Annotated in this window: 24 protein-coding genes; 15 read left to right on the top strand and 9 right to left on the bottom strand. The window is 61.9% G+C overall.

Annotated features, from left to right (window positions below; translation table 11 throughout):
- Nucleotides 1-47 precede the first annotated feature (47 nt).
- Complete coding sequence (locus tag ABID19_RS01140; protein ID WP_354487325.1) at nt 48-524, top strand: SRPBCC family protein; 477 nt, start codon at nt 48-50, stop codon at nt 522-524.
- 23 nt (nt 525-547) lie between these two features.
- A complete protein-coding gene (locus tag ABID19_RS01135) occupies nt 548-964 on the top strand; it encodes a GFA family protein (protein ID WP_354487323.1) in 417 nt (138 codons plus the stop codon).
- 185 nt (nt 965-1149) lie between these two features.
- Here ABID19_RS01135 and ABID19_RS01130 read toward each other — a convergent pair whose 3' ends face one another.
- The 8 genes from ABID19_RS01130 to ABID19_RS01095 form a co-directional block, all read right to left on the bottom strand.
- The gene (locus ABID19_RS01130) at nt 1150-2337 is read right to left on the bottom strand and encodes a DUF930 domain-containing protein (protein WP_354488258.1); all 1188 of its coding nucleotides are present in this window, start codon (nt 2335-2337) and stop codon (nt 1150-1152) included.
- A gap of 271 nt (nt 2338-2608) precedes the next feature.
- Entirely contained in the window at nt 2609-3352 is a 744-nt protein-coding gene (locus ABID19_RS01125) for an aspartate/glutamate racemase family protein (protein ID WP_354487322.1), read from the bottom strand.
- 65 nt (nt 3353-3417) lie between these two features.
- Nucleotides 3418-4389, bottom strand: coding sequence for an ABC transporter ATP-binding protein (locus tag ABID19_RS01120; RefSeq protein WP_354487320.1), 972 nt, complete (start codon nt 4387-4389; stop codon nt 3418-3420).
- Entirely contained in the window at nt 4386-5405 is a 1020-nt protein-coding gene (locus tag ABID19_RS01115; protein ID WP_354487318.1) for an ABC transporter ATP-binding protein, read from the bottom strand. The genes ABID19_RS01120 and ABID19_RS01115 overlap by 4 nt, the downstream gene beginning before the upstream one ends.
- A 4-nt stretch (nt 5406-5409) precedes the next feature.
- Nucleotides 5410-6606 carry an amidohydrolase family protein gene (locus ABID19_RS01110; protein WP_354487316.1) on the bottom strand — a complete coding sequence of 399 codons (1197 nt, stop codon included), beginning with the start codon at nt 6604-6606 and terminating at the stop codon, nt 5410-5412.
- Nucleotides 6607-6616: 10 nt separating this feature from the next.
- Complete coding sequence (locus ABID19_RS01105) at nt 6617-7573, bottom strand: ABC transporter permease (protein ID WP_354487314.1); 957 nt, start codon at nt 7571-7573, stop codon at nt 6617-6619.
- Nucleotides 7563-8546, bottom strand: a complete 984-nt coding sequence (locus ABID19_RS01100) for an ABC transporter permease (protein ID WP_354487312.1) — start codon at nt 8544-8546, stop codon at nt 7563-7565. The genes ABID19_RS01105 and ABID19_RS01100 overlap by 11 nt, the downstream gene beginning before the upstream one ends.
- Nucleotides 8547-8641: 95 nt before the next feature.
- A complete protein-coding gene (locus ABID19_RS01095; protein ID WP_354487311.1) occupies nt 8642-10222 on the bottom strand; it encodes an ABC transporter substrate-binding protein in 1581 nt (526 codons plus the stop codon).
- A gap of 255 nt (nt 10223-10477) precedes the next feature.
- Here ABID19_RS01095 and ABID19_RS01090 point away from each other — a divergent pair, with 255 nt between their 5' ends.
- The 3 genes from ABID19_RS01090 (at nt 10478) to ABID19_RS01080 (ending at nt 13484) form a co-directional block, all read left to right on the top strand.
- Nucleotides 10478-11203 (top strand): GntR family transcriptional regulator, encoded by a 726-nt coding sequence (locus tag ABID19_RS01090; RefSeq protein ID WP_354487310.1) that lies wholly within the window; start codon nt 10478-10480, stop codon nt 11201-11203.
- Nucleotides 11204-11302: 99 nt separating this feature from the next.
- On the top strand, nt 11303-11959 hold the full coding sequence (locus ABID19_RS01085; protein WP_354487309.1) for a flavin reductase family protein: 657 nt from the start codon (nt 11303-11305) through the stop codon (nt 11957-11959).
- 22 nt (nt 11960-11981) lie between these two features.
- Complete coding sequence (locus ABID19_RS01080) at nt 11982-13484, top strand: amidohydrolase family protein (protein WP_354487307.1); 1503 nt, start codon at nt 11982-11984, stop codon at nt 13482-13484.
- Between the two features lie 90 nt (nt 13485-13574).
- On the opposite strand, the gene ABID19_RS01075 is transcribed toward ABID19_RS01080, so the two are convergent.
- Nucleotides 13575-14480 carry a LysR family transcriptional regulator gene (locus tag ABID19_RS01075; protein WP_352931050.1) on the bottom strand — a complete coding sequence of 302 codons (906 nt, stop codon included), beginning with the start codon at nt 14478-14480 and terminating at the stop codon, nt 13575-13577.
- Between the two features lie 135 nt (nt 14481-14615).
- On the opposite strand from ABID19_RS01075, the gene ABID19_RS01070 reads away from it, so the two are divergent.
- From ABID19_RS01070 to ABID19_RS01025, 10 genes are all read left to right on the top strand, one after another.
- Nucleotides 14616-15338, top strand: coding sequence for a LamB/YcsF family protein (locus ABID19_RS01070; RefSeq protein ID WP_354487305.1), 723 nt, complete (start codon nt 14616-14618; stop codon nt 15336-15338).
- Between the two features lie 66 nt (nt 15339-15404).
- Entirely contained in the window at nt 15405-15638 is a 234-nt protein-coding gene (locus tag ABID19_RS01065; protein WP_013533152.1) for an acetyl-CoA carboxylase, read from the top strand.
- Nucleotides 15638-17002 (top strand): acetyl-CoA carboxylase biotin carboxylase subunit, encoded by a 1365-nt coding sequence (locus ABID19_RS01060; protein ID WP_354487303.1) that lies wholly within the window; start codon nt 15638-15640, stop codon nt 17000-17002. Before ABID19_RS01065 ends, ABID19_RS01060 begins: the two co-directional genes overlap by 1 nt.
- Before the next feature lie 9 nt (nt 17003-17011).
- Nucleotides 17012-17887, top strand: a complete 876-nt coding sequence (locus ABID19_RS01055) for a 5-oxoprolinase subunit B family protein (protein WP_126103558.1) — start codon at nt 17012-17014, stop codon at nt 17885-17887.
- Nucleotides 17877-18848 (top strand): 5-oxoprolinase subunit C family protein, encoded by a 972-nt coding sequence (locus ABID19_RS01050; RefSeq protein WP_354487301.1) that lies wholly within the window; start codon nt 17877-17879, stop codon nt 18846-18848. The genes ABID19_RS01055 and ABID19_RS01050 overlap by 11 nt, the downstream gene beginning before the upstream one ends.
- A gap of 242 nt (nt 18849-19090) precedes the next feature.
- Nucleotides 19091-19843, top strand: coding sequence for an ABC transporter ATP-binding protein (locus ABID19_RS01045; protein ID WP_354487300.1), 753 nt, complete (start codon nt 19091-19093; stop codon nt 19841-19843).
- Entirely contained in the window at nt 19840-20574 is a 735-nt protein-coding gene (locus ABID19_RS01040) for an ABC transporter ATP-binding protein (protein WP_027036290.1), read from the top strand. The genes ABID19_RS01045 and ABID19_RS01040 overlap by 4 nt, the downstream gene beginning before the upstream one ends.
- A gap of 1 nt (nt 20575) precedes the next feature.
- On the top strand, nt 20576-21481 hold the full coding sequence (locus ABID19_RS01035) for a branched-chain amino acid ABC transporter permease (protein WP_095483664.1): 906 nt from the start codon (nt 20576-20578) through the stop codon (nt 21479-21481).
- A gap of 4 nt (nt 21482-21485) precedes the next feature.
- Nucleotides 21486-22577 (top strand): branched-chain amino acid ABC transporter permease, encoded by a 1092-nt coding sequence (locus ABID19_RS01030; protein ID WP_354487298.1) that lies wholly within the window; start codon nt 21486-21488, stop codon nt 22575-22577.
- 43 nt (nt 22578-22620) lie between these two features.
- Nucleotides 22621-23814 carry an ABC transporter substrate-binding protein gene (locus ABID19_RS01025; RefSeq protein WP_354487297.1) on the top strand — a complete coding sequence of 398 codons (1194 nt, stop codon included), beginning with the start codon at nt 22621-22623 and terminating at the stop codon, nt 23812-23814.
- The last annotated feature ends 61 nt before the right edge of the window (nt 23815-23875 follow it).

Below are 23875 nucleotides of genomic sequence, written 5' to 3'. Positions count from 1 at the left end.
ACTGTTTTCCCATTTACCTACACCCATGAACAAAAAGGAACGCAGCAATGACCAAGGAACGGACCAGCTTTACTTATACTACCTATATCGCCTCGACCCCGGCAAAGGTGTTCGAGGCCATAACGAAACCAGACCTCGCACGGCGCTACTGGGGCCACGAAAACGTCTCCGACTGGAAGCCCGGTTCGAGATGGGAGCACATCCGCGCCAACGATGAACGGACCGTCGAACTTGTCGGCGAGGTGGTCGAGGTCTCCTCGCCGACCCGTCTCGTCATCACCTGGGCAAACGCCTCGCAGGCGTCCGATCCGGCGAGCTACAGCCGGGTAACCTTCGAGCTCGAGGCGTATGAGGCCATGGTCCGGCTGACCGTCACCCATGACGAACTCGAAGCCGGCAGCGGCATGGCGAACGGTATCAAAAAAGGGTGGCCGGTCGTCCTCTCCAGCCTGAAATCCTTCCTCGAAACAGGCCAGGCGATCGATGTCTTCGCGAAGCCGCGCGCGTCCGAACTGGCGGCCTGATCCGCGAATAAGGAACCAAGCAGATGAGCACTCTCTACACCGGCGGATGCGCATGCGGCGCGGTTCGCTACGAGGCAAAGGCAGCCCCGATCTTCGAGAACCACTGCCACTGCCGCGATTGCCAGAAAAGAAGCGGCACCGGTCATGGATCCTATCTGACGTTTTCGTCGCGAGCGGACGTGACGATCACCGGCACGACGACGGAATGGCGTGTCGCGGCGGACAACGGAAACGTGAAAATCCATTCCTTCTGCCCGGTCTGCGGAACCCCGGTCTACCTGACTTACACCGCGATGCCGGACCCGATCACGGTCCATGCCGCAAGTCTCGACGATCCGGGCCGGTTCAATCCGACCGTGGTGACCTACGGTATCCGAGCCCTCCCCTGGGACAAGATGGAGACCGGCCTGAAGACCTTCGAGAAGATGCCATCAGGCTGACCGGCATCGGAGCTGACGGCTCCACGGCAATTCCGGTGGAGACCACCGGTCCGCGACTGGCCACACTCGAATCACGGTGACAGTGCATTTTTGCCATGCTTGCTCGGCTGTGTTGGTGAGCGGAGCGTCGACAATGCGAACGACCCTGTTCCCCGGGAATGCTCTAGTAGCTTCCCCGGAATGCTCTAGTGGCGAATAGGTAGTCCAAGGCGGGCCCATTCGTCAGGCGGGATAGCAGGTCCGACACGGAAGGTGAAGGACGAGACACTTGTCGCATTGGTGTCGACCTCACACCGGAAGCTCAGACGGTACCATGTTGTTCGCGCGTGGAAAGCGGCTTTCGGGACGTCGAGGACATTACCCTTCTTCAGCGGAACAAGTGGCACGAGGTCGGGAACATAAGAGGCGTCCAGCAGTTGCTGCTGCAACGCGCTGGCGCAAAGTTTGGCGGCCCGCTGATCGCGAGGCACGTCGGCCATCGAGGTCGTGGCGATTGCATCGCCTGTAGCGCCTTGCGAATAGAGCCTGCGGACGCCCGGAAGGTCCGAAAACGCCCGCGATGCAGCAACGGCCACGTCTGTGGAGCTTGGCCTCCTGGCGCTCCCGCTTCCGGACCTCGATGCCTTTGCAGGATTGGATTTCGGCGTATTTTCGGGTCTGGGCTTCGGCGCTTCCGCCAACGCGGGAAGCTCGATCTCGCCGTTGCCGCCGGAAGCAGCCAACGGCGTCGCGGCCGCGGCTGTTTGTTTGTCAGCGTCGGAAGCTCCCGCCTTCTGTTTGTCTGCTTGCTGGTTGTCCTGGCTTGAAGTTGCCTGCTTTCCCACATCCTGTGTGGGCTCCGTGTCCTTCGCTGCAGTTACCGACTTCTCGCCGACCTTGGTTGAATTTGCCCGTTCGTCGGAGTTTGCCGACCCGGCAGATTTGTTCTCTGCATCCTTAGGCACGACAGGCGGCTTCGAATCGTTATCCTTGGCCGGCGGTGGAGAGTTGTCTTGAGCGCTGCCGCCATCCAGAGATTTCCTGGGGCCGGTATCCTTGTCGCCGAACTGAAAAACAGGCTTCAGCACCTCGATTGTCGACGGCTTTTGCGGCGGAGGTGGCTTTTCAACATTCTGCTCGGGCGGTTTTTCTACCTTCGCTTCCGGCGGCTTTTTGGCCTCGGGCTTCTTTGGAGACGGCGCGGGAGCAAGTTTCGGTTTTGGCTGATCGGGCGGAGGCACGAGTGCGACATTTACCGCTTGCTCCTCCTGCGGCTGTTGGGGGTAACTGGGCAGGCCGTAGACCAAGAGCGCGGTGATGAGCGCATGCAGGATCAGCGATGCGGGAAACCCCCACAGCAAAGTCCAACGCCGCTCACCTATCTCGTCCTTCATCCTGACCGATGTGGGATAAAATAGCGGCGGCATCAAGCATAGCCGCCGGATAGGTGCAATTTAGCCGCTGGACAGGTTAGTCAACCACGCGCAGGCCGTCAAAGCGCGCGCACGGTCGGACTTAGGTTGTGTCCATGAAGCTGCCACTGTTGCGACACGCGCACCCTCGAGGAAAACTTCTGGCACCAAGCTCGATCCAGGCGAACCCGGGTTGCGGCCGAACGTCGAGCCGCCATACTGTCCAGTGGGGAGTGCTCCGTCTCTGTGTCCATCACAGAGCCAAAACTGCCGGCGCAAAGGACGCAAGCGCACCAATATAGGGTTTCGCCAAGGGATAGGCATATGCCCCTCGTTTTGACGTGCTCAACCCCAATGCCACCAAGGCCTCGGCCTGTTTCACAGCAGCCGCCACCCCATCGATCACAGGCACGCCGAATTCATGGCTAAGTTCCGATACAAGGTCGGCCATACCGGCGCAGCCGAGCACGATCGCCTCAGAACGATCCTCTGAGAGTGCGCGGGCGATCTCGCTCCTGAGTTTCGATGCTGCGCCCGATGTGGGATCCTCAAGCGACAGCACCGGAATGTCGGCTGCGCGCACCTTCGCTTTGCCATGCATGCCGTAGCGCTGCACCAACCCTTCGAGCGGTATTCGAGAACGCTCCATGGTTGTCACCACGGTAAAACGCTGGGCAATGAAAGCTGCGGTCACCAAGGCGGCTTCGCAGATGCCGATAGCGGGAATGGTGGCGAGTGCTCGTGCAGCATCAAGGCCGGTATCGTCGAAACAGGCGATCACCGCGGCGTCGGCGCCATTGCGCTCACCATGTGCGATTTCCGCGAGCAGACCCGGCACCGCAAGTGCCTCGTCGTAATAACCTTCGATCGAAGCTGGGCCCATGCTGGACGTGGCGGCCAGTATTTCGGTCGGACCGGCTGCGACCGCGGATGCAGCCCTGGCGATCGTCGCGGTCATGCTGGCGGTGGTATTGGGATTGACGATAAGAATACGCAAGGCGTTACCCCACTTCCATGCGGCGACAGTCCAGGCGGCTTTGGTCCTGCTGAGCGCGCATCATGCTAGGCGATTGCATGATGGCAGCGCACCAAAGTGGAGCCGACGGGTCGCGGCTCAGGTGCGGCAGCCCGGCAGATATCCGTAACCAGCGGACAGCGCGGATTGTAGGCGCAGCCAGGCGGCGGATCGATTGGGCTCGGCAGGTCGACTGTCGCCGGCACGCGATCGCGGTTTGGGCGATCGAGATTGGGCACGGTATCGAGCAGGAAGCGCGTGTAAGGATGTTGCGGCCGTTCGAAGATCTCATCGGTTGCGGCTTCCTCCACGATCCGGCCGAGATACATGACGGCAACGCGGTCCGACACGTGGCGCACGGCCGCCAGATTGTGGCTGATGAACAAATAGGTGAGGCTGAGTTCGCGCTGCAGATCTTTGAGCAGATTGAGGATCTGTGCCTGCACCGACACGTCGAGAGCCGAGGTCGGCTCGTCGCAGACCAGAAACTCCGGTTCGGCGGCCAATGCCCGGGCGATCGAGATGCGCTGGCGCTGGCCGCCGGAGAATTCGTGCGGATAGCGGTTGGAATCTTGCCCGGAAAGTCCGACCGTCTCCAGCAATTGTCTGACGCGTGCCTGCGTCTCGGCGCCCGAGCGGCGCAACCCCATTTGTTTGATTGGCTCGGCGATGATAGCGCCGACGCGCCAACGCGGATTGAGACTGGCGAACGGATCTTGGAAGATCATCTGAGTGCGCACGAAGCCATCGCGCCCGCTGCCGCTCGCAAACGAGAGCGCGCCGCGCGTCGGCTGGTACAGCCCGACCACCAGGCGCGCCAATGTCGATTTCCCACAGCCGGATTCGCCGACGATCGAAAACGTAGTGCCGCGCTCGATGAGGAAACTCAGGCCGTCGACGGCCTTCAGCGTGCGTCTGGGTTTGCGCATCACCGTACGGTCGAACCAGGAGGGCGAGACATCGAAGAAGCAGGCGACGTCATCGACGCACAGGGTTGGTTTGGCGAGCGCGTTTGTCATGCTGCCTCCACGGCATTGCCGGCAGCGAGGTTCCAACAGGCTGCCATGCCGGAGCCGTTTTTCTGCAAAGGCGGCAGATCAGTACGGCAGCGCGTATCCGCCAGAACGCAGCGTGGATGGAAAGCACAACCGGGCGGCATGGAATTCAGCCGCGGCATCGCGCCGTCAATCTGAACGAGACGCTCACGGCGCGTCACCAGGCTCGGGATCGAGCCGATCAATCCGCGCGTATAGGGATGTTGCGGCCGGCGGATGATGTCATCGACTGGGCCGATTTCGACGATGCGGCCGGCATACATCACCGCGACGCGGTCGGCGGTTTCGACGATCACGCCCATATCGTGGGTGACCAGCATAACGGCTGTTCCCCTGTCGCGGCAGATGCGTTTCAGAAGCGCGGTGATCTGTGCCTGGATCGAGATATCCAAAGCTGTGGTCGGCTCATCGGCGACGACAAGGTCCGGCTCGCCGGCGAGCGCCAGCGCGATCACCACGCGCTGCCGCATGCCGCCTGAAAACTGGTGCGGATACTGCTGGAGCCGCAGTTCCGCGGAAGGGATGCCGACCTCGTTCAGCAGATCGATAGCGCGCCTGGCGGCCTCGGCTCGCGACAATGGCAGGTGGCAGCGTATCGTCTCGACCAACTGGTCACCGACGGTGAGCAATGGGTTAAGCGAGGTCAGCGGATCCTGGAAGATCGCGCCGATGGTCTTGCCGCGCAGTGCCATCATGTCGCTTTTCGGCAGATTGTCGATGCGGCGACCGCCGACGCGGATTTCGCCGCTGGCAATGCGGCCTGGCGGCTCGAGAAGACCGATGACGGCAGCGCCGGTGAGCGACTTTCCAGCGCCGGATTCGCCGACGATACCCAGAATCTCACCGCGTCCAACCGTAACAGACACCCCGCGGATCGCGGTCAGAACACCATGGCGCGTGGGGAACTCCACGACGAGATCGCGAATGTCGAGCACTGGTCCGGTGCCCGGCCCGTCATTGGGAAGCGGCGCGGCGTTCATCTTGCTACTCCATTGCGAAAAGTATCGCGCCGTCGCGGGCGACGACTTTGCCGCGCTTCATGACCAGCGGCCGGGTTCGGCGCGAAACCACGGCCTCGGCCAGCGTTTCACCGTCGATCAGCACGAGGTCGGCGTTATCGCCGACGCCAAGTCCATAGCCTGCTATGTTCATGACGCTAGCGCCGCCGGTGGTGACCACTTCAACGGCGCGGCGAAGGTCCGCGTCGCGGTCGAGATCATTGCGCATGCCAAGGAACATTGCGCGCTCCAGCATGTCGGCATTGCCATAGGGGCTCCAGCAGTCGCGGATGCCGTCCGAGCCGGAGCAAACCGCAATGCCGGCATCGAGCGTGCGGATCAGGGGCGGGCATGGATAGCCGGACGGGCCGGTTGTCATGATGGCGATGCCGGCCTCGGCCAGTTGGTCAAGCAGCCTGCCAACGGCAAGGTAATCATTGTGGCCGAGGCAGAAAGCGTGGCTCACCGTCACCTTGCCGCTCATCGCATGCGCGCGCGTGCGGTCGATGATGAGCCGCATGGAGAACGCGCCGAGCTCGCCAAGCTCATGCAGATGGATGTCGATCGGCTTGCCGTGCTTTTCGGCAAGGCCGAAAATTACGTCGAGGTGACCCTTCGGGTCGAGGTCCATCGAACAGGGATCGAGGCCGCCGACGACTTCGGCGCCAAGCGACAGCGCCTCGTCCATCAGTTCCTTGGTGCCTTGCCGGATCAGCATGCCCGACTGCGGAAAGGCTACGATCTCGAGGTCGATGACGTCGGCATATTTTTCGCGCGTTTCCATCACGCCGAGCACGCCCTTCAGACCATGTTCGGTGTCGATGTCGACATGACTGCGGATGTGGGTCGAGCCATGTGCGACCGACAGCGCCACCTGCCTTGCCGACTGGCGCGCCGGGTCAAGGCCAAGCCGGCTCTTCGAATGGCGCTCGTTGGTGATCTTCTCGACCAGCGTCGAGCCGACGTTGTTCGGATTCCACGCCATGCCGTAAAGCGTTTTGTCGAGATGGGTGTGCGCCTCGACGAAGCCCGGCAGCAGGATCGCGCCGCCACCGTCGACGGCCTTCGCGCCGTTCCAAACCGTTGCTGGCCCAACTTGCGCAATGCGGCCGGTGGCGACCGTCACGTCGGTTGCTGCCTCGCCCCACGGCCGGACATTCTTCAGGATGGTGGTTTCGGTCATGTCGGGCCTTTCAGCGAAGTTTCGGGTTGAGGGCGTCGCGCAACCAGTCGCCGAGCAGATTGACGGCTAGAATGATCAGGCTGAGTTGCAACGCCGGGAAAAGCACCACCCACCAGCTTCCCGAGAAGAAGTACTGGTTGCCGATGCGGATCAGGGTGCCGAGGGAGGGCTGCGTGACCGGCATGCCGACGCCCAGGAAGGACAGGGTCGCCTCGGCGAGGATGGCAAGGCCGAGATTGAGCGTCGCCGTCACCAGCACCGCCGTCATCACGTTTGGCAAGATGTGCGAGATCATGATCTTGCTGGAAGGCAATTGGAGGATACGGGCCGCAAGCACGTATTCCTTTCGCGCTTCCACCATTGTCGATGCCCGCACGATCCGGGCGTATTGCACCCACGATGTGATGGCGATCGAGGTCGTCAGGATGGCCGGTGTGAAGGCATCGCGCATAGAAACAGGCAGCAGCTGACGAAAGATCGCGCTGACCAGGATGGCGACGAGCAGTGTCGGGATCGACAGGACGAGGTCGCCGAGGCGCATCAGGAAATTGTCGATGCGGCCGCCGATATAGCCGGAGATGAGCCCAACGGTGATACCGATAACCACTGAAACGACGACGCTGGCAAAACCGATCATCAGCGAGATTCGCGAGCCGTAGAGGATGGCGGAGAAGATGTCGCGTCCTTGCACGTCGGTGCCGAGCAGGTATGGCACTTCGCCCCCGGCCGACCAGATCGGCGGCAGTTCGGCCTTGTCGAGATAGAGCTGCGTCAGGTCGTAGGGGTCTTGTGGCGACAGCAGCGGTGCGGCAATCGCAGTCAGCGCAATGGCCAGAAGCACCAGCGCGGAGATAACCGCCGATGGTGTGTGGAAAAAGCCGTGGGCAAGGTCGCCATTTAGAAAGGCCCTCACGCGCGCAAATCGTGGCACATCGGGCGTTTTCGTCATCTGCGTTTCAACGGACATGGCTACCCCCTCCGCTTCCCGCCTGCCGCAAGCGTGGATCGACGGCGAGATAGACGAAATCGACAATCGTGTTCAGCGTGATGAAGATGACGGAGACGATCATCAGATAGGCCGCCATGACCGGGATATCGATGAACATGACGGCCTGCACGAACAGCAACCCCATGCCCGGCCACTGAAAAACGGTTTCCGTCACCAGCGCGAAGGCGATCAGGTCGCCGATCATCATGCCGGTCATGGTGACCACCGGCATCATGCAGTTCTTCAATGCGTGGCGGAAATACACGCGGCGGTCGGGCAGGCCGCGTGCCCGGGCGAATTTGATGTAGTCGGTCCGCAGGACTTCGAGCATTTCGGCGGTGACCAGCCGCATGATGAAGGAGATCTGGAACAGCGCCAGCGAGATGCTCGGCATGATCAGTGCGAGCCGTCCCGATGGCGTCAGCAATCCGGTCGACCAGGTGCCGAACTGCACCACCTCGCCCCTGCCGAAGGCGGGCAACCAACCGAGTTGGACCGAGAAGATCAAAATGAGCACGATGCCGATGACAAAGGCCGGGACCGAGATGCCGATCATCGAGACCACGCGCGCTGCCAGGTTCTTCGGTTTGATCGCGGCAAATACCCCAAGCGGAATGCCGATGAGGAGCGCCAGAACGGTTGACACCATGACCAGCTCGAAGGTTGCCGGGAAGCGCTCGGCGATCAGCGACATCACCTCTCGCTGGTTGCGAAAGGAGACGCCGAAGTCACCCTGCAAGGCGCGAACGACAAAGGTGAAGAACTGCATGATGACCGGCTGGTCGAGGCCAAGCCGGATACGCAACGCATCGCGATCTTCCTGTGTCGCCTGGGAGTTCAGCATCAACTGCACCGGGTCACCCAGGAACTGGAAGATCATGAAGGCGATGAAAGCGACCACGAGCATGACCAAGGCCGCGTTGCCGATGCGCTTGACGATGATGGCGAACATGACTGCCGTCTCCCGACGCGGTTTAGGAAACTCCGGGCACAGCCCGGAGTTTTCTATGCACGATCCATGCCGGATTCCCGGCGAGGCGCTTCAGATCACTTCATCATCGTCAGCCAGAAGCGCGGCTTGTTGTCGGTGAGTTGGACGATGCTCTCGATGTTGGGACCCATCGCCCATGCCATTGGCTGCTGGTGCAGCGGCATGAAGGCGATGTCTTCCTTGACCTTCATCAGAGCTTGCGTCTGGAATCCGAGACGTTTTTCGCGATCCAGTTCCTTGCCGGCGCTGTCGATCAACGCGTCGACCTCAGGGTAATTCCACCCACCCCAGTTGAACACGCCCGAAGTGCCGACTTTGGAATGGACCACCTGCACGAGGATCGAGAAGCTGTCGATCATCGGCTCGTTGGCCCAGCCGAGAATGCCGACATCGAACTTGCCGCTTTCGAATTTCGCGGTCTGCAGGCTAGTCGGTGCGACGTCGAGATTGGCCTTCAGGCCGACGCGGGCCCACATTGAAGATACCGCCTGGCAGATTTCCTCCTCGTTGACGTAGCCGTCATTCTCGCAGACGAAGGAGAAAGAAAAGCCGTTCGGATACCCGGCCTCCGCCAGCAGTTTCTTGGCGGCATCCGGATCATAAGGCAGGCGCGAATCCAAGGCATCGGCATAGCCGGGAATGGCAGGCGCCACCATCGACCCGGTGTTGCGCGACAATCCGCGCATCACCTTCTTCTGCAAGGCGTCGATGTCGATCGACTGGTACATCGCCTGACGAACCTTGATGTCGTTCATCGGATTCTTGTCGGTGACGTCGGATGCGATCGTCTTGTCGGTCCGGTTGAAGACGAAGAACACGGTCCGCAATTCATTGCTCGCCAGCACCTTGATGCCTGACGATGCCTGCAAACGGGGAATGTCCTGCAGAGGAGCCGAGTTGGTGAAGTCGATCTCGGCCGACAGAAGGGCGGCCACGCGCGTCGCCGAAGACGCAATCGGGGTGAAGATAATCTTGTCGATATTGTGCTTCGGCTTGTCCCACCAATCCTTGCTGACCTCAAACACGGTCTCGGCGTCAGGCTTGCGCGACACGACCTTGAAGGGACCGGTGCCGTTTGCATGGGATGTCGCATAGCCCTCGACACCCTTGCCTACATCCGTCGGTGCTTCGGCATGGTTGGAGACCAGCCACTCCTTGTCGAAGATGACGATGTTTGTGAGATCGTTCAGTAGCAGCGGATAGTTCGGCGTCGTGTTGATCTCGACCGTATGGTCGTCGACCTTGGTCGCCCCCTTGTAAGCAGGCAGGTTGCCGCGCAGCGGCGAGGCCGGATCGCTGACACGGGTCAGCGAGGCTATTACGTCGTCGGCCGTGAACGGCGCGCCGTCGTGGAATTTCACCCCATCGCGCAGGTGAAAGCGCCAGACGGTCGGCGACACGACTTCCCATGACGTGGCGAGCGCCGGCGCGATCTGCAGCTTCTCGTCGTACCGCACCAGCCCTTCGTAGACGTGGTTCAGCACGGCAATGGTGAAGGTGTCACCATATGAATAGGGGTCGAGCGAAACGACGTCGCGCTGCGCGCCCCACTTCAGCACGTTTTCGGCGGCTGCCGAGAAGGTCGTCAGCGTCAGCGCCACGACTGCGGCGACCGACGCCCTCAAAAGCGATTTCATGCGGGCCTCTCCATTTTTTATCCGGAACTTTTCTGTTCACGAATTCCGTTGATGCCAATTCTCTTGGCGTTTCCCTCGATTGCACTCGCTTTAGGCAGCTTGTGATTATTTAATATGCAATCTGTATCCACTTGATTTACGGTAGTGTATACTGTTTAGTGGCGCAAGAGAAAACATCTCAGGCTCTCTTCTGTCCCGACTTCGAGAAAACCATGATTGACACCCACTCATGCCAAGTTGATAAATCGGCCGGCCATGACCATTCAGAATTCCCTGCCAATCAAGCGCCCCAGCCGTGCCGGCAACCTCGCGGACGGCGTCTATCAGGCGCTGCGGCGCGCGATCATCGAGCAGGCGTTGGCGCCGGGAACGAAGCTTCCCGAGGATTCGGTCGGCGAGAGTTTTGGGGTCAGCCGTACGGTGGTGCGCAGCGTTCTTGGCCGGCTGACCGTCGAAGGCCTTGTTTCGCAGCAGCCGAACAAGCGCGCGGCCGTGGCCTCGCCAAGCATCGGCGAGGCGCGTGGGGTCTTTCAAGTAAGGCGCGGCCTGGAGCGGACGGTGATCGAAACGCTGGCGGGTCGTTTGACCTTGGCGCAGGCGGAGAAGTTGCGTACCCATGTCGCGGCCGAGGAGCAGGCCCAGAACCGCGACGGGCCGGAGTCGATCCGGTTGGCCGGCGAGTTCCATGCCTTGCTGGCAGACATGACCGGAAACGAACTCCTCATCCGCTACGTGGCCGAAGTTACCTCACGCTGCTCGCTGATACTCGCGCTTTATGGCCGGCCGCATTCGTCGGAGTGCGCGGTCAACGAACACCAGATGATCATCGACGCACTGGTGCGCGGCGACGAAGCGACTGCTGTAAGGATTATGGACGAACACTTGATGGCAGTGGCAACCCGCGGCCTGCTCGACCTCAAGCCGGCGCGCGAGCGCGATCTGAAGGATCTCCTTTCCGGCTACCGGGCGGCGGCGAAATAGACAAAACGCCCGGCGCACCTGCCAGCATGTTGCGCATCCACGCCGGATGGCCGGGTTTCGGCCCTGCCGCCACCCTCTTCCCATGCCGTGAGAACCGTCATGACAACTGAGACGACGTTCGATTTCACGCGCCTCACGGAGCGCGAGAAATACAAGATCCTCATCGGCGCCGTGGTGCCGCGGCCGATAGCGCTGGTAACCACCGTCGATGGTGAAGGGCGTATCAATGCGGCTCCGGTCAGTTTCTTCAATTGCCTTTCCGCTGAACCGGCAATCCTCGCGTTAGGCGTCGAAAACCACGACGACATGTCCTTCAAGGACACCGCATGGAACGTCAGGGCGACCGGTGTCTTCACCGTCAACATCGTATCGAGTGCCATGCTGGGCGCCATGAACGTCTGCGCGGTGCCATTCGCCCCCAATGTCGACGAACTCGCCGAGGCCGGGCTGACAGCCATCGCCGGCACGAAAATCGCGGCACCGCGCATCGCCGAATCGCCGGCCGCGTTCGAGTGCCGGCGGCACACGACGTTAGGCTTCGGGAACTCCCGCGAAATCATACTCGGTGAAGTCGTCGCAGCCCACATCCGCTCCGACATCATCAACCAGCGCCTGCACATCGATCCGATGGGTCTCGACGCCATCGGCCGCATGGGCGGACACGGATATTGCCTGTCGCGCGAAACCTTCGACCTTCCGACCATGACCGTCGCGCAATGGGAAGGGCGCAAACGCATGCCCGGGGCCGCCGAATGAGACCGACAACGAGGTGTCAGCCATGACCGCAGCCGGGAAACGCACGCTGATGACTGCCGACTGGGTGGTCGGCCACGAAGCTGGCCGGCACACTCTGTTGCCATCGGGACAGGTGGTCTATGAAGGCGGAACGATCCTGTTCGTCGGCCATGATTTTCCGGGCGAGATCGACGAGCGCGTGGACTGCGGAGAGGCGCTAATCGCGCCGGGTTTCATCGATCTCGACGCGCTGTCGGACCTCGATACGACGATCCTGTCATTCGACAACCACCCGGCCTGGCGCAAGGGCCGTGTCTGGCCCAAAACCTACATGGATGCCGGCCCTTACGAGATGTACTCGCCGGAAGAGCTGGTGTTCCAGAAACGCTACGCCTTTGCGCGGCTTATCCGAAATGGCATCACGACGGCGCTGCCGATCGCTTCGCTCTACTACCGCCAATGGGGCGAGACGGTGGAGGAGTTCGAGGGCGCCGCCGACGCTGCGGCAGATCTTGGGCTGCGCGTCTATCTCGGCCCCGCCTACCGCACCGGCAATCCCTTCATCGTAGAGGAAGGCAAGATCGAGCTTTTCTTCGACGAGCCGCGTGGCCTTGCAGGCTTCGATGGCGCGGTCGCCTTTTGCGAGCGGTTCGAAGGCCGGCATGGAGGCCTTGTCCGCACCATGCTTGCGCCCGACCGCATCGAGACCTGCACCGCTGAACTTCTGCGGCGTACCGCTGCCGCCGGCCGCGATCTGGGCGTGCCTGTCCGGCTGCATTGCTGCCAGGGCGGCTTCGAGCGCGAAACCGTGCGCCGCCTGCACGGCATGAGTTCGATCGAATGGCTGCAAAGCCTCGATTTCCTCACCGAGAAGACACTGCTGCCGCATGGCACGTTCGTCAGCCCATCGCGTTTCGTGCAGGAACCGGGCCGTGATCTCGATATCATCGCGCAAGCCGGCTCAGTCGTCGTGCATTGCCCGCTGGTCGCGTCGCGTTTCGGCGACGGTCTTGAAAGCTTCAAGTCATACCGTAAGCGCGGCCTCCGCATTGGACTGGGCACAGACACGTCCCCACCGGACATGCTCCTCAACATGCAGACGGGCCTGATGATCTGCCGTTTCATCGAAGGCGAGGCGGAGGCGTGCCGTGCCGAGGATTATTTCGATGCCGCCACACTGGGCGGCGCGGATGCGCTTGGGCGCGCTGATCTAGGCCGGCTTGCACCCGGCTGCCGTGCTGACATGGCGGTATGGGACCTCTCCAATCCCGATCTCGGCCAAGTGATCGACCCCATTCAGACCCTGATGATTTCGGGCTCCGGACGCGATGCGCGAACGGTGGTCATCGACGGCCGGACGGTGATGAGTGATCGCGAGATTCCAGCCATGGATTTCACCGCTGGGGCAATTCGCGCGCAGCGCCAGTTCAATGGATTGATGGCGAAATATCCGGAGCGGACGCTCGGCAATCCGCCGGCCGATGAAATCTTTTCATCCGCGTACCGGGTGGTCCCGAGTGCGCCCCAAGGTCTTGGCAAAGGATAGTTTTTTGGGATCGGCCCGCTGCTGCAACCTAGGCTACCCGCTGCTCAACCAGCCAGCCTGAGGTAAAGCGCCTGTCTGACGGGCCGGCGGTTAGCCGCCGCCGCCCATGGTCACTGACATGAAGGCTCGAAAGGCCGCCGCCGCCGGGTCGATTGGTCTGTCACGCGACCAGGCCAGGCCAACATCCATAGTGGGGATCGGCTCGACAAGCCCGCGCACTTCGATGCGCTGCCCCTCCAAGGACCAGGGGCGGTAAACCATGTCGGACAGGACAGTGACCCCCATGCCGGCAGCCACGAGCGACCGCACGGCCTCGACCGAACTGGTGGCAAGGACGGCGCGGAGCGAAAGGCCCGCGGCATCCCAGTAACGGGCGGCCGTCGTGCGTGCCTCGTCCACCGTCAGCATCACATAATCTTCCGCCGCCACATCGGCGAGGCTGATTTCCTGTCGCGCAAGTAGGTGATGATCAGCCGAAAGCCAGAGCCGGCGGTTCGACCGCATCAAGACCTCCTGCGCCAATTCCTCGGTGTGCTCCAGGTTGGACACCAGCATCACGGCCATATCGATGTCCCCGCACATCAAGCCGCTTTCGAGAGCGTCTCGGGGCAGTTCCAGCACCTCGACCTCGATCTCGGGATAGGTCTTTCGAAACCGCGCGTAGTGGCGCGACATGTAGTAGCCGACGACCGTGTAGGTCATGCCCAGCCGCAGCTTGCCCGCCAGGCCTTTCCTATCGCGCAACGGGCTTCGGACGGCGGCTGCGACGGCTCCGGTGATAACACGCGCATGTTCAAGAAACCGCGCGCCCTCCATCGTCAATCTGACGCCAGCGTGGTTCCGCTCCAAAAGCCGTACGCCCAGGTCAGCTTCAAGCGTCTTTATCGCCGCAGTGACCGCCGATTGTGAGATGTTGAGTTCCACCGCGGCATGACTGACCTGTCCGCTCTCGGCGGTCGCGATAAAATAATCAAGCTGTTTCAAGGTGATGGTCATGGTGCGCTCCGGCCCAGAACCATTATCTGTTTTTTTGATATGACAATCAATAAACTACTATTTCACAAATGGCCTCGCATGCGCAAAAAATGCTGCAACGCCGCAAAGACGGCAGCTTCGAGGGGTAACAATGCGATGGCGGTAACGCTAAACTGTGACATGGGCGAGAGCTTTGGCCTCTACAAGGTCGGCGATGATGTAGGCATGATGCCGATCATCGACGTTGCTAATGTCGCATGTGGTTTTCATGCCTCCGATCCGGATCACATGCATGCCGCCGTCCGCAGCGCCAAGGCGAGTGGCGTAAAGATCGGCGCCCATCCAGGCTTGCCGGACATTCAGGGTTTCGGCCGGCGCGAGATGCGGCTGACCCGCGACGAAGTCAGGAACACCATCATTTACCAGGTGGGAGCGCTTGCCGGCTTCCTCAAGGCCGAGGGTGTGGAACTCCACCATATCAAGCCGCATGGCAGCCTTTACTTCATGGCCATGCAGCAGGAGGCAATCGCCCATGGCGTGTGCGACGCGGCAGAGGTTTTCGGCGTACCCCTCTTCGGCATGACGGGCACCTTGCACGAGAAGATCTATCAAGAGCGCGGTATCCCATTCGTCGCCGAGTTCTATGCCGATCTCGACTACGATGCCTCCGGCAAGCTGATCTTGACACGCGTTCATGACGCCAAGGACCCCGCAGAGATGGCCGAGCGTTGCGTCCGCGCCATCAGCGAGGGCGAGGGCACGGCAGAGGACGGCAGTTTCTTCCCCGTACGCTGCGAAACCATCTGCGTGCATTCCGATACGCCGAACGCCATCGAAATAGCCAGGGCCGTGCGCACCGCAATCGCCCCTTGGCACTGAACTCGACCGAACCCGCCTGCGCAGGCGGTTCCAAAATAGTCCGCCTGCAGTTTTCCGGAGCTTTTTATGGCCCAGATTCTTTCGCCTCTTCCCGGCACTTTTTATCGGAGCGCTTCGCCCGACCAGCCGCCCTACAAGGCGGATGGCGACGCGGTTTCCGCCGGAGACGTAATCGGTCTCATCGAAGTGATGAAGTCGTTCCACGAAGTGAGGGCCGAGACGGCCGGTACGAACATCCGCTTCATTGCCGACAATGAGGACCCCATCATGGCCGGCGCACCTATTGCGGACCTCGACTGATGCTGAAAAAGCTTCTGGTTGCCAACCGGGGCGAAATAGCGGTCAGGATCATCCGGGCCGCACAAGATCTGGGCATCCCTACCGTGGCGGTGTACTCGGCCGCAGACGCGGGATCGCTCCACGTCCAGCTTGCGGACGAAGCGGTCAACATCGGCCCACCAGCAGCAAAGAAGTCCTATCTCAACGTCGAAGCAATTCTGAGGGCTGCCGGCGACACCGGTTGCGACAGCGTTCATCCTGGCTATGGTTTCCTTGCCGAGAATGCCGTGTTTTCCGACGCGGTAACAGGCGCTGGATTGGTCTTCGTCGGCCCGTCGGGAGATGCGATCCGGATGATGGGAGACAAGGTCTCGGCGCGATCGGCCGCTGCCGCTGCAGGTGTCCCTGTGGTGCCTGGCTCGGCTGGCCGGGTCGAGGGCCTCAAGGCTGGCCACGAGGTGCTGACCGAAACCGGTTTTCCGGTGATGATCAAGGCTGCGGCGGGCGGCGGCGGGCGGGGCATCCGCATTGCGAACTCGCTCGCCGAGTTCGAACAAGCCTTTCCTCAGGCCGAAGCAGAAGCCCTCGCCGCCTTTGGCGACGGTGGTCTCTACATGGAAAAGGTTATCGGTAAGGCCCGCCACATCGAGGTGCAGGTGCTGGCGGACGGAAGCGATGCCATCCACTGCTACGAGCGGGAGTGCTCGCTGCAGCGGCGACGCCAGAAGGTTTGGGAGGAGGCGCCGTCGCGCGCACTTTCCGACAGGCTGCGCGAGGAGCTCTGCGCTTCGGCGGTCGCTTTGGCCAAGGCGGTCAAATACTCTGGTGCCGGCACGGTGGAGTATCTTTATGACGATGAAGCAGACCGCTTTTACTTCATCGAGATGAACACCCGTATCCAGGTTGAGCACCCGGTCACCGAGGCGATCACCGGCATCGACCTCGTTGCGGAGATGCTTCGCATCGCCGGCGGCGAGAAGCTGCGGATTCGGCAAGGCGATGTCTCCGTCAAGGGGCATGCGATCGAAGTCCGGCTCAATGCCGAAGACCCGGCGAAGGAGTTCGCTCCATTCCCCGGGCAGGTGGCCGAGCTTCGCATTCCCGGCGGTCCGGGCGTACGCTTCGATTCGATGCTCTACCAAGGCTATCAGGTGCCGCCCTTTTATGACTCGCTGCTTGCCAAGCTGATCGTGCATGCAGAGACGCGCGAGGCGGCGATAGTGCGCCTGATCCGCGCGCTCAACGAGTTGAAGATCGGCGGGCTCAAGACCACCAAGCCGCTGTTTCTTGCGCTGGCCGCCGATCCGGCGGTGCGGGCGGGAGACGTGCATACCCGCTGGCTGGAAGGCTGGCTCATCGAAAACGCCGCAGCATTAGCGGCTTAAGGAGGACCGATGTCGATACGATTCAACTTCGGCGGTGACGAACATATCTTCGGCGAGGTGTCCGAGGAAATGTCGCTCACCTCCTTCTTTACCGGCCTTTCGATGACCAACGCGGTGCGTACGGCAGGCATTCGAGGTGTCACCGAGATCTGCCCAGCCAACGCCAGCTTCCAGATTCGCTTCAACCCCGACATCGTCAAGCCGCAGGATTTGCTCAGCGAACTGAAGTCGATGGAAGAGGCGGCCTCAAAGGCGGACCCGGTGCTGAAGACCCGGATCATCGAACTGCCGGTTTATTTCCAGGATCCGTGGACGCGTGAAACCTGCTTGCGCTTCCGCGAGCGCCATCAGGACCCGTCCTCCACCGATCTTGAATATTCGGCACGCATCAACGGCTACGCCACGGTGGAAGAGTTTATCGCGGCCTATTCCGGCCAGCCCTGGTTCGTATCCATGGTCGGCTTCGTCGCTGGACTGCCCTTCCTGTACCAGATGGTCGAGCGCAAGAAACAGATTCAGGCGCCGAAATACTTGCGCCCACGCACCGACACTCCCAAGCTCACCATTGGCCATGGCGGCTGCTTTGCAGCGATCTATTCGGTGCGCGGCGCTGGCGGCTACCAGATGTATGGCATAACCCCGGCCCCGATCTACGACCCGACCAGGAAGGTGCGCTACCTCTCCGATGACATGTGCCTGTTCAAGCCAGGCGACATCGTCAAGTTCAAGGCCATTGGCCGCGATGACTACGACGCCACGCTGGAGGAAATCGAAGCTAATCGGTGGCAGCCGACGGTTCGCGAGTGCACCTTCAGCCTGAAGGACTTCAACAGCGATATTTACGGCACCAATGCAAAGCTGATGGAGCTCATCAATGGCCGTTAAGGTAATCTCTCCCGGCCTCTCCACTTCCGTGCAGGACCTTGGCCGACCAGGCCACTATCATGTTGGCATTCCCGAAGGCGGTGGCATGGACCGCTTTGCCACACGCATCGCAAACCTGCTTGTCGGCAATGATCCGGGTGCTGCGGTGCTCGAAGCCACCTTCATGGGCCCCGAACTCGAATTCACCCAATCCGCAGTCGTCGCCGTCACGGGAGGAGAACTCCCACCCAAACTTAATGGCGAGGAACGGCCGACCTGGGAAAGTTTTCCGGTGAAGGCGGGTGACCGGCTTTCCTTTGGCTTCCTCAAGGGCGGCGCGCGCGCTTATCTGGCCGTCTCCGGCGGCGTCGACGTACCGATGGTTCTCGGTTCGCGCTCGACTTATATTCTGGGCGCACTCGGCGGCCATCAGGGCCGCACGCTGAAGGCGGGTGATGAGCTTCCCGTCGGCGAAGGTTCTGGCAAAGCCGGTCTTTCACTGCCTGCAAATCTGCGCCGCGCGCGGAATAGTTTGGCGGAACTCAGAATGCTTCCCGGCATGTACTGGCATCGGATCACTGAAGCTGCCGGCAATCGGTTCTTTGAGGAAACCTGGAAGGTCGCGCCCGAAGCTGACCGCATCGGCTATCGCTTCCGTGGCGGAACGCCGCTGGAGTTCGTTGAGCGCGAGCAGCCTTTCGGTGCGGGCTCCGACCCCTCGAACATCGTCGACGCCTGCTATCCTTACGGATCCGTCCAGGTGCCGAGTGGCACAGAGCCGATCGTTCTTCACCGGGACGCGGTTTCGGGTGGCGGGTACATGATGCTGGGCGTGGTAATATCGGCCGATATGGATCTGATCGCCCAGCTCCAGCCGCACACCCCGGCGCGCTTCGTTCCGGTGACGCTGGAAGACGCGCTTGCCGCGCGAACCGAACAGCGCGCCGCGCTGGCGCGTGCTGAAGGGCATCTGGCCGGCTGACGTCAGCCGGGAAAAATGCCGGCGGAGGAGCCGGAGATCGGTCGGCGAAAACCGACCGCGCGTGGCGGAAGACAAAATCCGGTGCGCGAAACGACAAGACGACGCCGGGCAACGGCGTGAATTTGGCATCCGAGCAGTCCGCTAGAGACCGCCGGAACCGACAGGGGAAGACATTTGCAACGTGACTGGCCGCAAGGCCGGATGCTTCGCGCCTTTCCGTCGGTAAAAAGAAGGAAAGGGACATGAGTCATCTGAGCGCGGAGAACGTCTCGGTATCGTTTGCGGGGCTGAAGGCCCTGTCATCGGTAGACCTCCGAATTACGCCCGGCCGCATCAGTGGCCTCATCGGCCCGAATGGCGCCGGCAAGACCACGCTCGTCAACGTGCTGACCGGCTTCCAAGCACCGACGGAAGGCACCATCAAGCTCGACGGGGCAGCACTCACGGGTCTCAAGCCGCATCAGGTCCGGCGGCGCGGCATCGCCCGCACCTTCCAGGGTGGGCGGCTCTTCCGCGACTTGCCTGTGCTGGACAATTTAGAGGTAACCGGCGTTGGTCTGGGAATGAGCCGGCGCGCTGCCGTCGCCGAAGCGGAAGCGATGCTCGACTGGATAGGCATCGGTGCGCTGGGCACCCGCATCGCCGGAACGTTGCCATATACGGACGAGCGGCGCGTCGCCATTGGCCGCGCCCTGATGGGACGGCCCGCATACATCCTGCTCGACGAGCCCGCGGCTGGCATGAGCGCGCTGGAGGCGCGGGAGCTGTCGGCCCTGATAAGACACATCGCCGCTGATCTCGGCTGCGGTGTCCTGCTCATCGAGCACAATGTCGGGTTGGTGCTCGGCCTTTGCGAGCATATCGTCGTGCTCGATTCCGGAGCGATCATCGAGGAAGGCCCGCCTGCCGCGATCCGCGACAGCGAGAAGGTGCGCCACGCCTATATGGGCACGGCCGCGAACACCGACCTGCCTGTGCTGGAGGCGATGGAATGAGCCTGCTCGCCCTTTCCGATATCACCATCCGCTACAGCCGTCTCACGGCGGTCCGCAATGTCTCCTTCTCCATGGACGAGGGAGAAATCCTGTTCATCACCGGCCCGAATGGAGCCGGGAAGTCTTCACTGCTGCGCGCGATCGCCGGTGTTACGCCGGTTGCGGGCGGCCGGATCGACCTTGCAGGTCATGAGATCACCGGCCAGGCACCGGAGAACATCGCCCGGCTCGGATTCTCCATGGTGCCGGAGGGGCGCGATGTCTTCGGCTCGCTGACGACCGAAGAGAACCTTCTGGTCGGAACTGGCATGCACGCCCGCGAACGCGGCTGGCGCAGCCGAGCTGCCGACGAACTCGAAGCCGTCTACGCAACCTTCCCGATGCTGAAAGAGAGGCGGCACGGGCAGGCGGGATTGCTGTCCGGCGGGCAGCAGCAAATGCTGGTCATCGGGCGCGCGCTGATGACCAATCCGCGGCTTGTTGCCATCGACGAGCCTTCGCTGGGCCTCGCCCCCAACATCAACGACCAGGTCTACGAGCGGCTGATCGCGCTGCGTGCGCAGCGCCAGCTCACGCTCCTGATCGTTGAGCAGAGCTCGGCCCGGGCGATGATGGTGGGCGGGCGGATGATCCTGATGCGTGGCGGACAGATCGTGCTCGATGGCGACGCGCGGACGCTCGGCAACGGCGAGGCGATCCAGGCTGCTTATTTCGGTTACGAGGACCACTGAGATGCTCCAGATCCTGTTCGACGCACTCTCGCTTGGTTCGCTCTACGCGCTCGGGGCGCTTGGCATTGCCCTCATCTTCGGCGTCATGCGGCTCGTGAACTTCGCGCATGGCGACGTCATCGCCTTCTGCGTCTTCGCGCTGCTGTGGCCGTCTACGGACGCCATGGCCATCGTCTTCGCTGGCCAATTGCCGTGGTATCTGCTGGTGCCCTTCGTGCTCCTCTGCGGGGCCGGACTGTCGGTGCTGTGCGAAATCGTCGTCTTCAGGCGGTTCCGCCAGGCAAATCCGGCAACCATGATGATCGCCTCCTTCGCGCTCGGTTTCGTAATTCGCTACTTCCTGCTCATGCTTTTCTCCAGTCGGCCGAAATCGATCTCGCTGCTGCCCGAACTGTCCCAACCGGTGGAGATCCTTGGTGCCAGGCTTCCCCTCCTCCAGCTCATAACGATCGTCACTACGATGGTCATCCTGATCGGCCTGACACTGTTTCTGCGTCAAACCCGCTTCGGCCTGGAGATGCGGGCGGCGGCCGAGAACTTCTCGATGGCCCGCATGCTGGGTGTGCGTGCGAACCGGGTTATCATGGGCGCGTTCGCCCTCTCCGGCGCGTTGGCCGCCGCCATTGCGCTGATCTTTGGTGCCCAGACAGGCACGCTGGACATCCAGATGGGCGCCTCGATCATGTTGATGGCCTTCATCGCCACCGTCATTGGCGGCCTCGGCAGCCTCGGGGGGGCCGTGCTAGCCGGCTTCCTGCTGGGTGCCGCCTCGGTGATCATGCAGGTCATGTTGCCCATCGACGCCCGGCCATTCCGCGATGCCTTTGTCTATGGAGCGGTCATCCTCGTTCTCCTCTTCCGCCCGCAAGGGCTCATTGCCGCGCGCGGCACAAAGGAAAGGGTCTGATTTCATGGCTGTCGCCGCCTCCCTTGCCAACTCTACCGCTGCCGGTGCCGCGGCTGCCGAGCGAAAGCCTGCCCGCTTCGCGCTTGCCCGCCGCACGATCCTGACACCGGTCCTGCTTTCTCTGCTGCTGCTGGCCATCGCGCTGATCACGGTGATGACCGGATCGCGGCCCTTGAACCAGACGGTGATCGACGTGTTCGTCCGTGTCATCCTCGTCGTGGGCCTATACATCTTTATCGGAAATTCGGGCGTTCTCAGCTTCGGCCATATCGGCTTCACCTGCCTTGGCGCCTACGCTGCCGCGTGGCTCACCATCAATCCGATGATGAAACGCGGTTCGCTGCCGGGACTGCCCGAATGGCTGCTGGCGACCCGTTTGCCGTACTGGCAATCGGCTGTGCTGGCGGCGTTGTTCGCCGCCCTCGCCGCTCTCATTTTCGGGCGGGTGCTGATGCGGCTATCGGGCATCGCAGCATCGATCGCGACCTTCGCGATGCTCGCCATGATCAACACAATTTATTCCAACTGGGAGAGCGTGACCGGAGCGACCTCATCGGTCGTCGGCATTCCGATCGTGCGCGTGATCTGGCCGTATCTCATCGGCGCCGTGGTCGCAATCTTCATCGCCTGGGCGCACGCGATCTCCCGGTCCGGCCTGGCCCTTCGTGCTGCCCGCGACGAGTCCACCGCCGCCGCGGCTTCCGGAGTCGACATTCCCAGGGAAAGACTGGTGGCGTTCGTCATATCGGGCGCGGTGATGGGGCTGGGCGGTGCGCTCATGGCTCATTCCATCGGCGTGGTCACACCCGATACATTCTATCTCGGTCTCACCTTCATCACCCTTTCCATGCTCGTCGTCGGCGGCATGGGCAGCCTGTCGGGGGGTGTGGTGGGTGTCGTCCTGCTGTCCGCCCTCATCCAGGCGCTGCGCTGGCTGGAGGCAGGCGTATCGCTCGGCGAGTCCACTTTCGCCCTCCCGAAAGGGGTTCAGGAAATAGCCCTCGGCGTCATCATGATCGTGATCCTCGCGCTTCGCCCATCCGGACTCATGGGCAACCGCGAGCTCACCTTACCCCGCAGCAGTCGCAACAAGTGACCGGCGGCACAAGCCCGACCGGAAAACAAAAAAGGAGACGTGCATGACATACAAAATGAGAATTGTCGCAACCGCTCTGGCCTCGATGTCCATTGCATACCCGGCCCTGGCCGACGACGAGACTATCGTCATTGGCTTCGCCACCGCGGAATCGGGCTTCATGGAAGCCTATGACAAGCCTGCCCAGGAGGCCGCCTTGATCCGCATCGACGAGATCAATGCGGCTGGCGGTCTGCTTGGAAAGCAGATCAAGGTTGTCAAGGCCGACACCAAGTCCGACCGGGCCGAAGGCGCCAAGGCGGGCCTCTCCGTGCTCGACCAGGGCGCCGATCTCGTGGTCGTCTCCTGCGACTACGACTTCGGATCGCCGGCTGCGCTCGCGGCCGAGGACGCGGGCAATATCTCCTTCTTCCTGTGCGCGGAATCGGTCAAGGCCGGTATCCAGGGTGTCGGCCCGCACAGCTTCTCTGCGTCGGTGCTGGCGGCCGTACAGGGAGCGACCATGGCCGAGTGGGCATTCAAGGAAAAGGGCGCAAAGGACTTCTACCGTCTGCTCGATACCTGGACGGCCTACAACAAGGGCATCTGCGACGGCTTCGACTGGATGATGCCGAAGCTCGAAGCCCAGGGCGCGAAGCTTGTCGGTGAAGACACCTTCAAGAACGAGGACGCCTCCATCGCCGCGCAGGTCACCCGCATCAAGTCTCTGCCGAAGGAGCCGGATGCGATCATGCTTTGCACGATGATGCCGGGCGCTGTCTCGGCTATCAAGCAGCTTCGCGCCGCAGGTATCAACTCCATGATCCTGAACGGCTCGGGCGTCGACGGTAGCTATTGGCTCTCGGCTGTGCCCGATCTGACGAACTTCTACGTCCCCGTTCAGGGATCGATCTATGGCGACGATCCCAATCCGGCCGTGTTGAAGTTCAATGCCGCGTACAAGGAGAAGACAGGCGCCGATCCCTCGAGCCAGTATGTTTTTCCGGGTTACGTCATGGTCGACGTCTGGGCCAAGGCGGTGGAGCGTGCAGGCACGGCCGATGCCGACGCGGTCGTCGCGGAACTGGAAAAGATGAAGAATGAGCCGACGCTGTTCGGGCCTCGCACCTTCACGCCCGAACTGCATCACCAGAACCAGACGCGGTACCTGATCGTCGAGACCAAGGCCGGCAAGCCGGGTGTTGTAGGCAACTGGACGATTTCCGAGCCGGTACCGATGGAAGCCTTGCTCAAGTAGGAGAAGATGGGCCGGATAAGTCCGGCCCTTCATACGCGAAAGGTCCTCTTCCTTTGGGACG

This window comes from Mesorhizobium robiniae, from assembly GCF_040545535.1.
Lineage (GTDB): Bacteria > Pseudomonadota > Alphaproteobacteria > Rhizobiales > Rhizobiaceae > Mesorhizobium > Mesorhizobium robiniae.
Note: the sequence above shows the minus strand (reverse complement) of the source record. Positions and strands in the feature narration are given on the sequence as shown.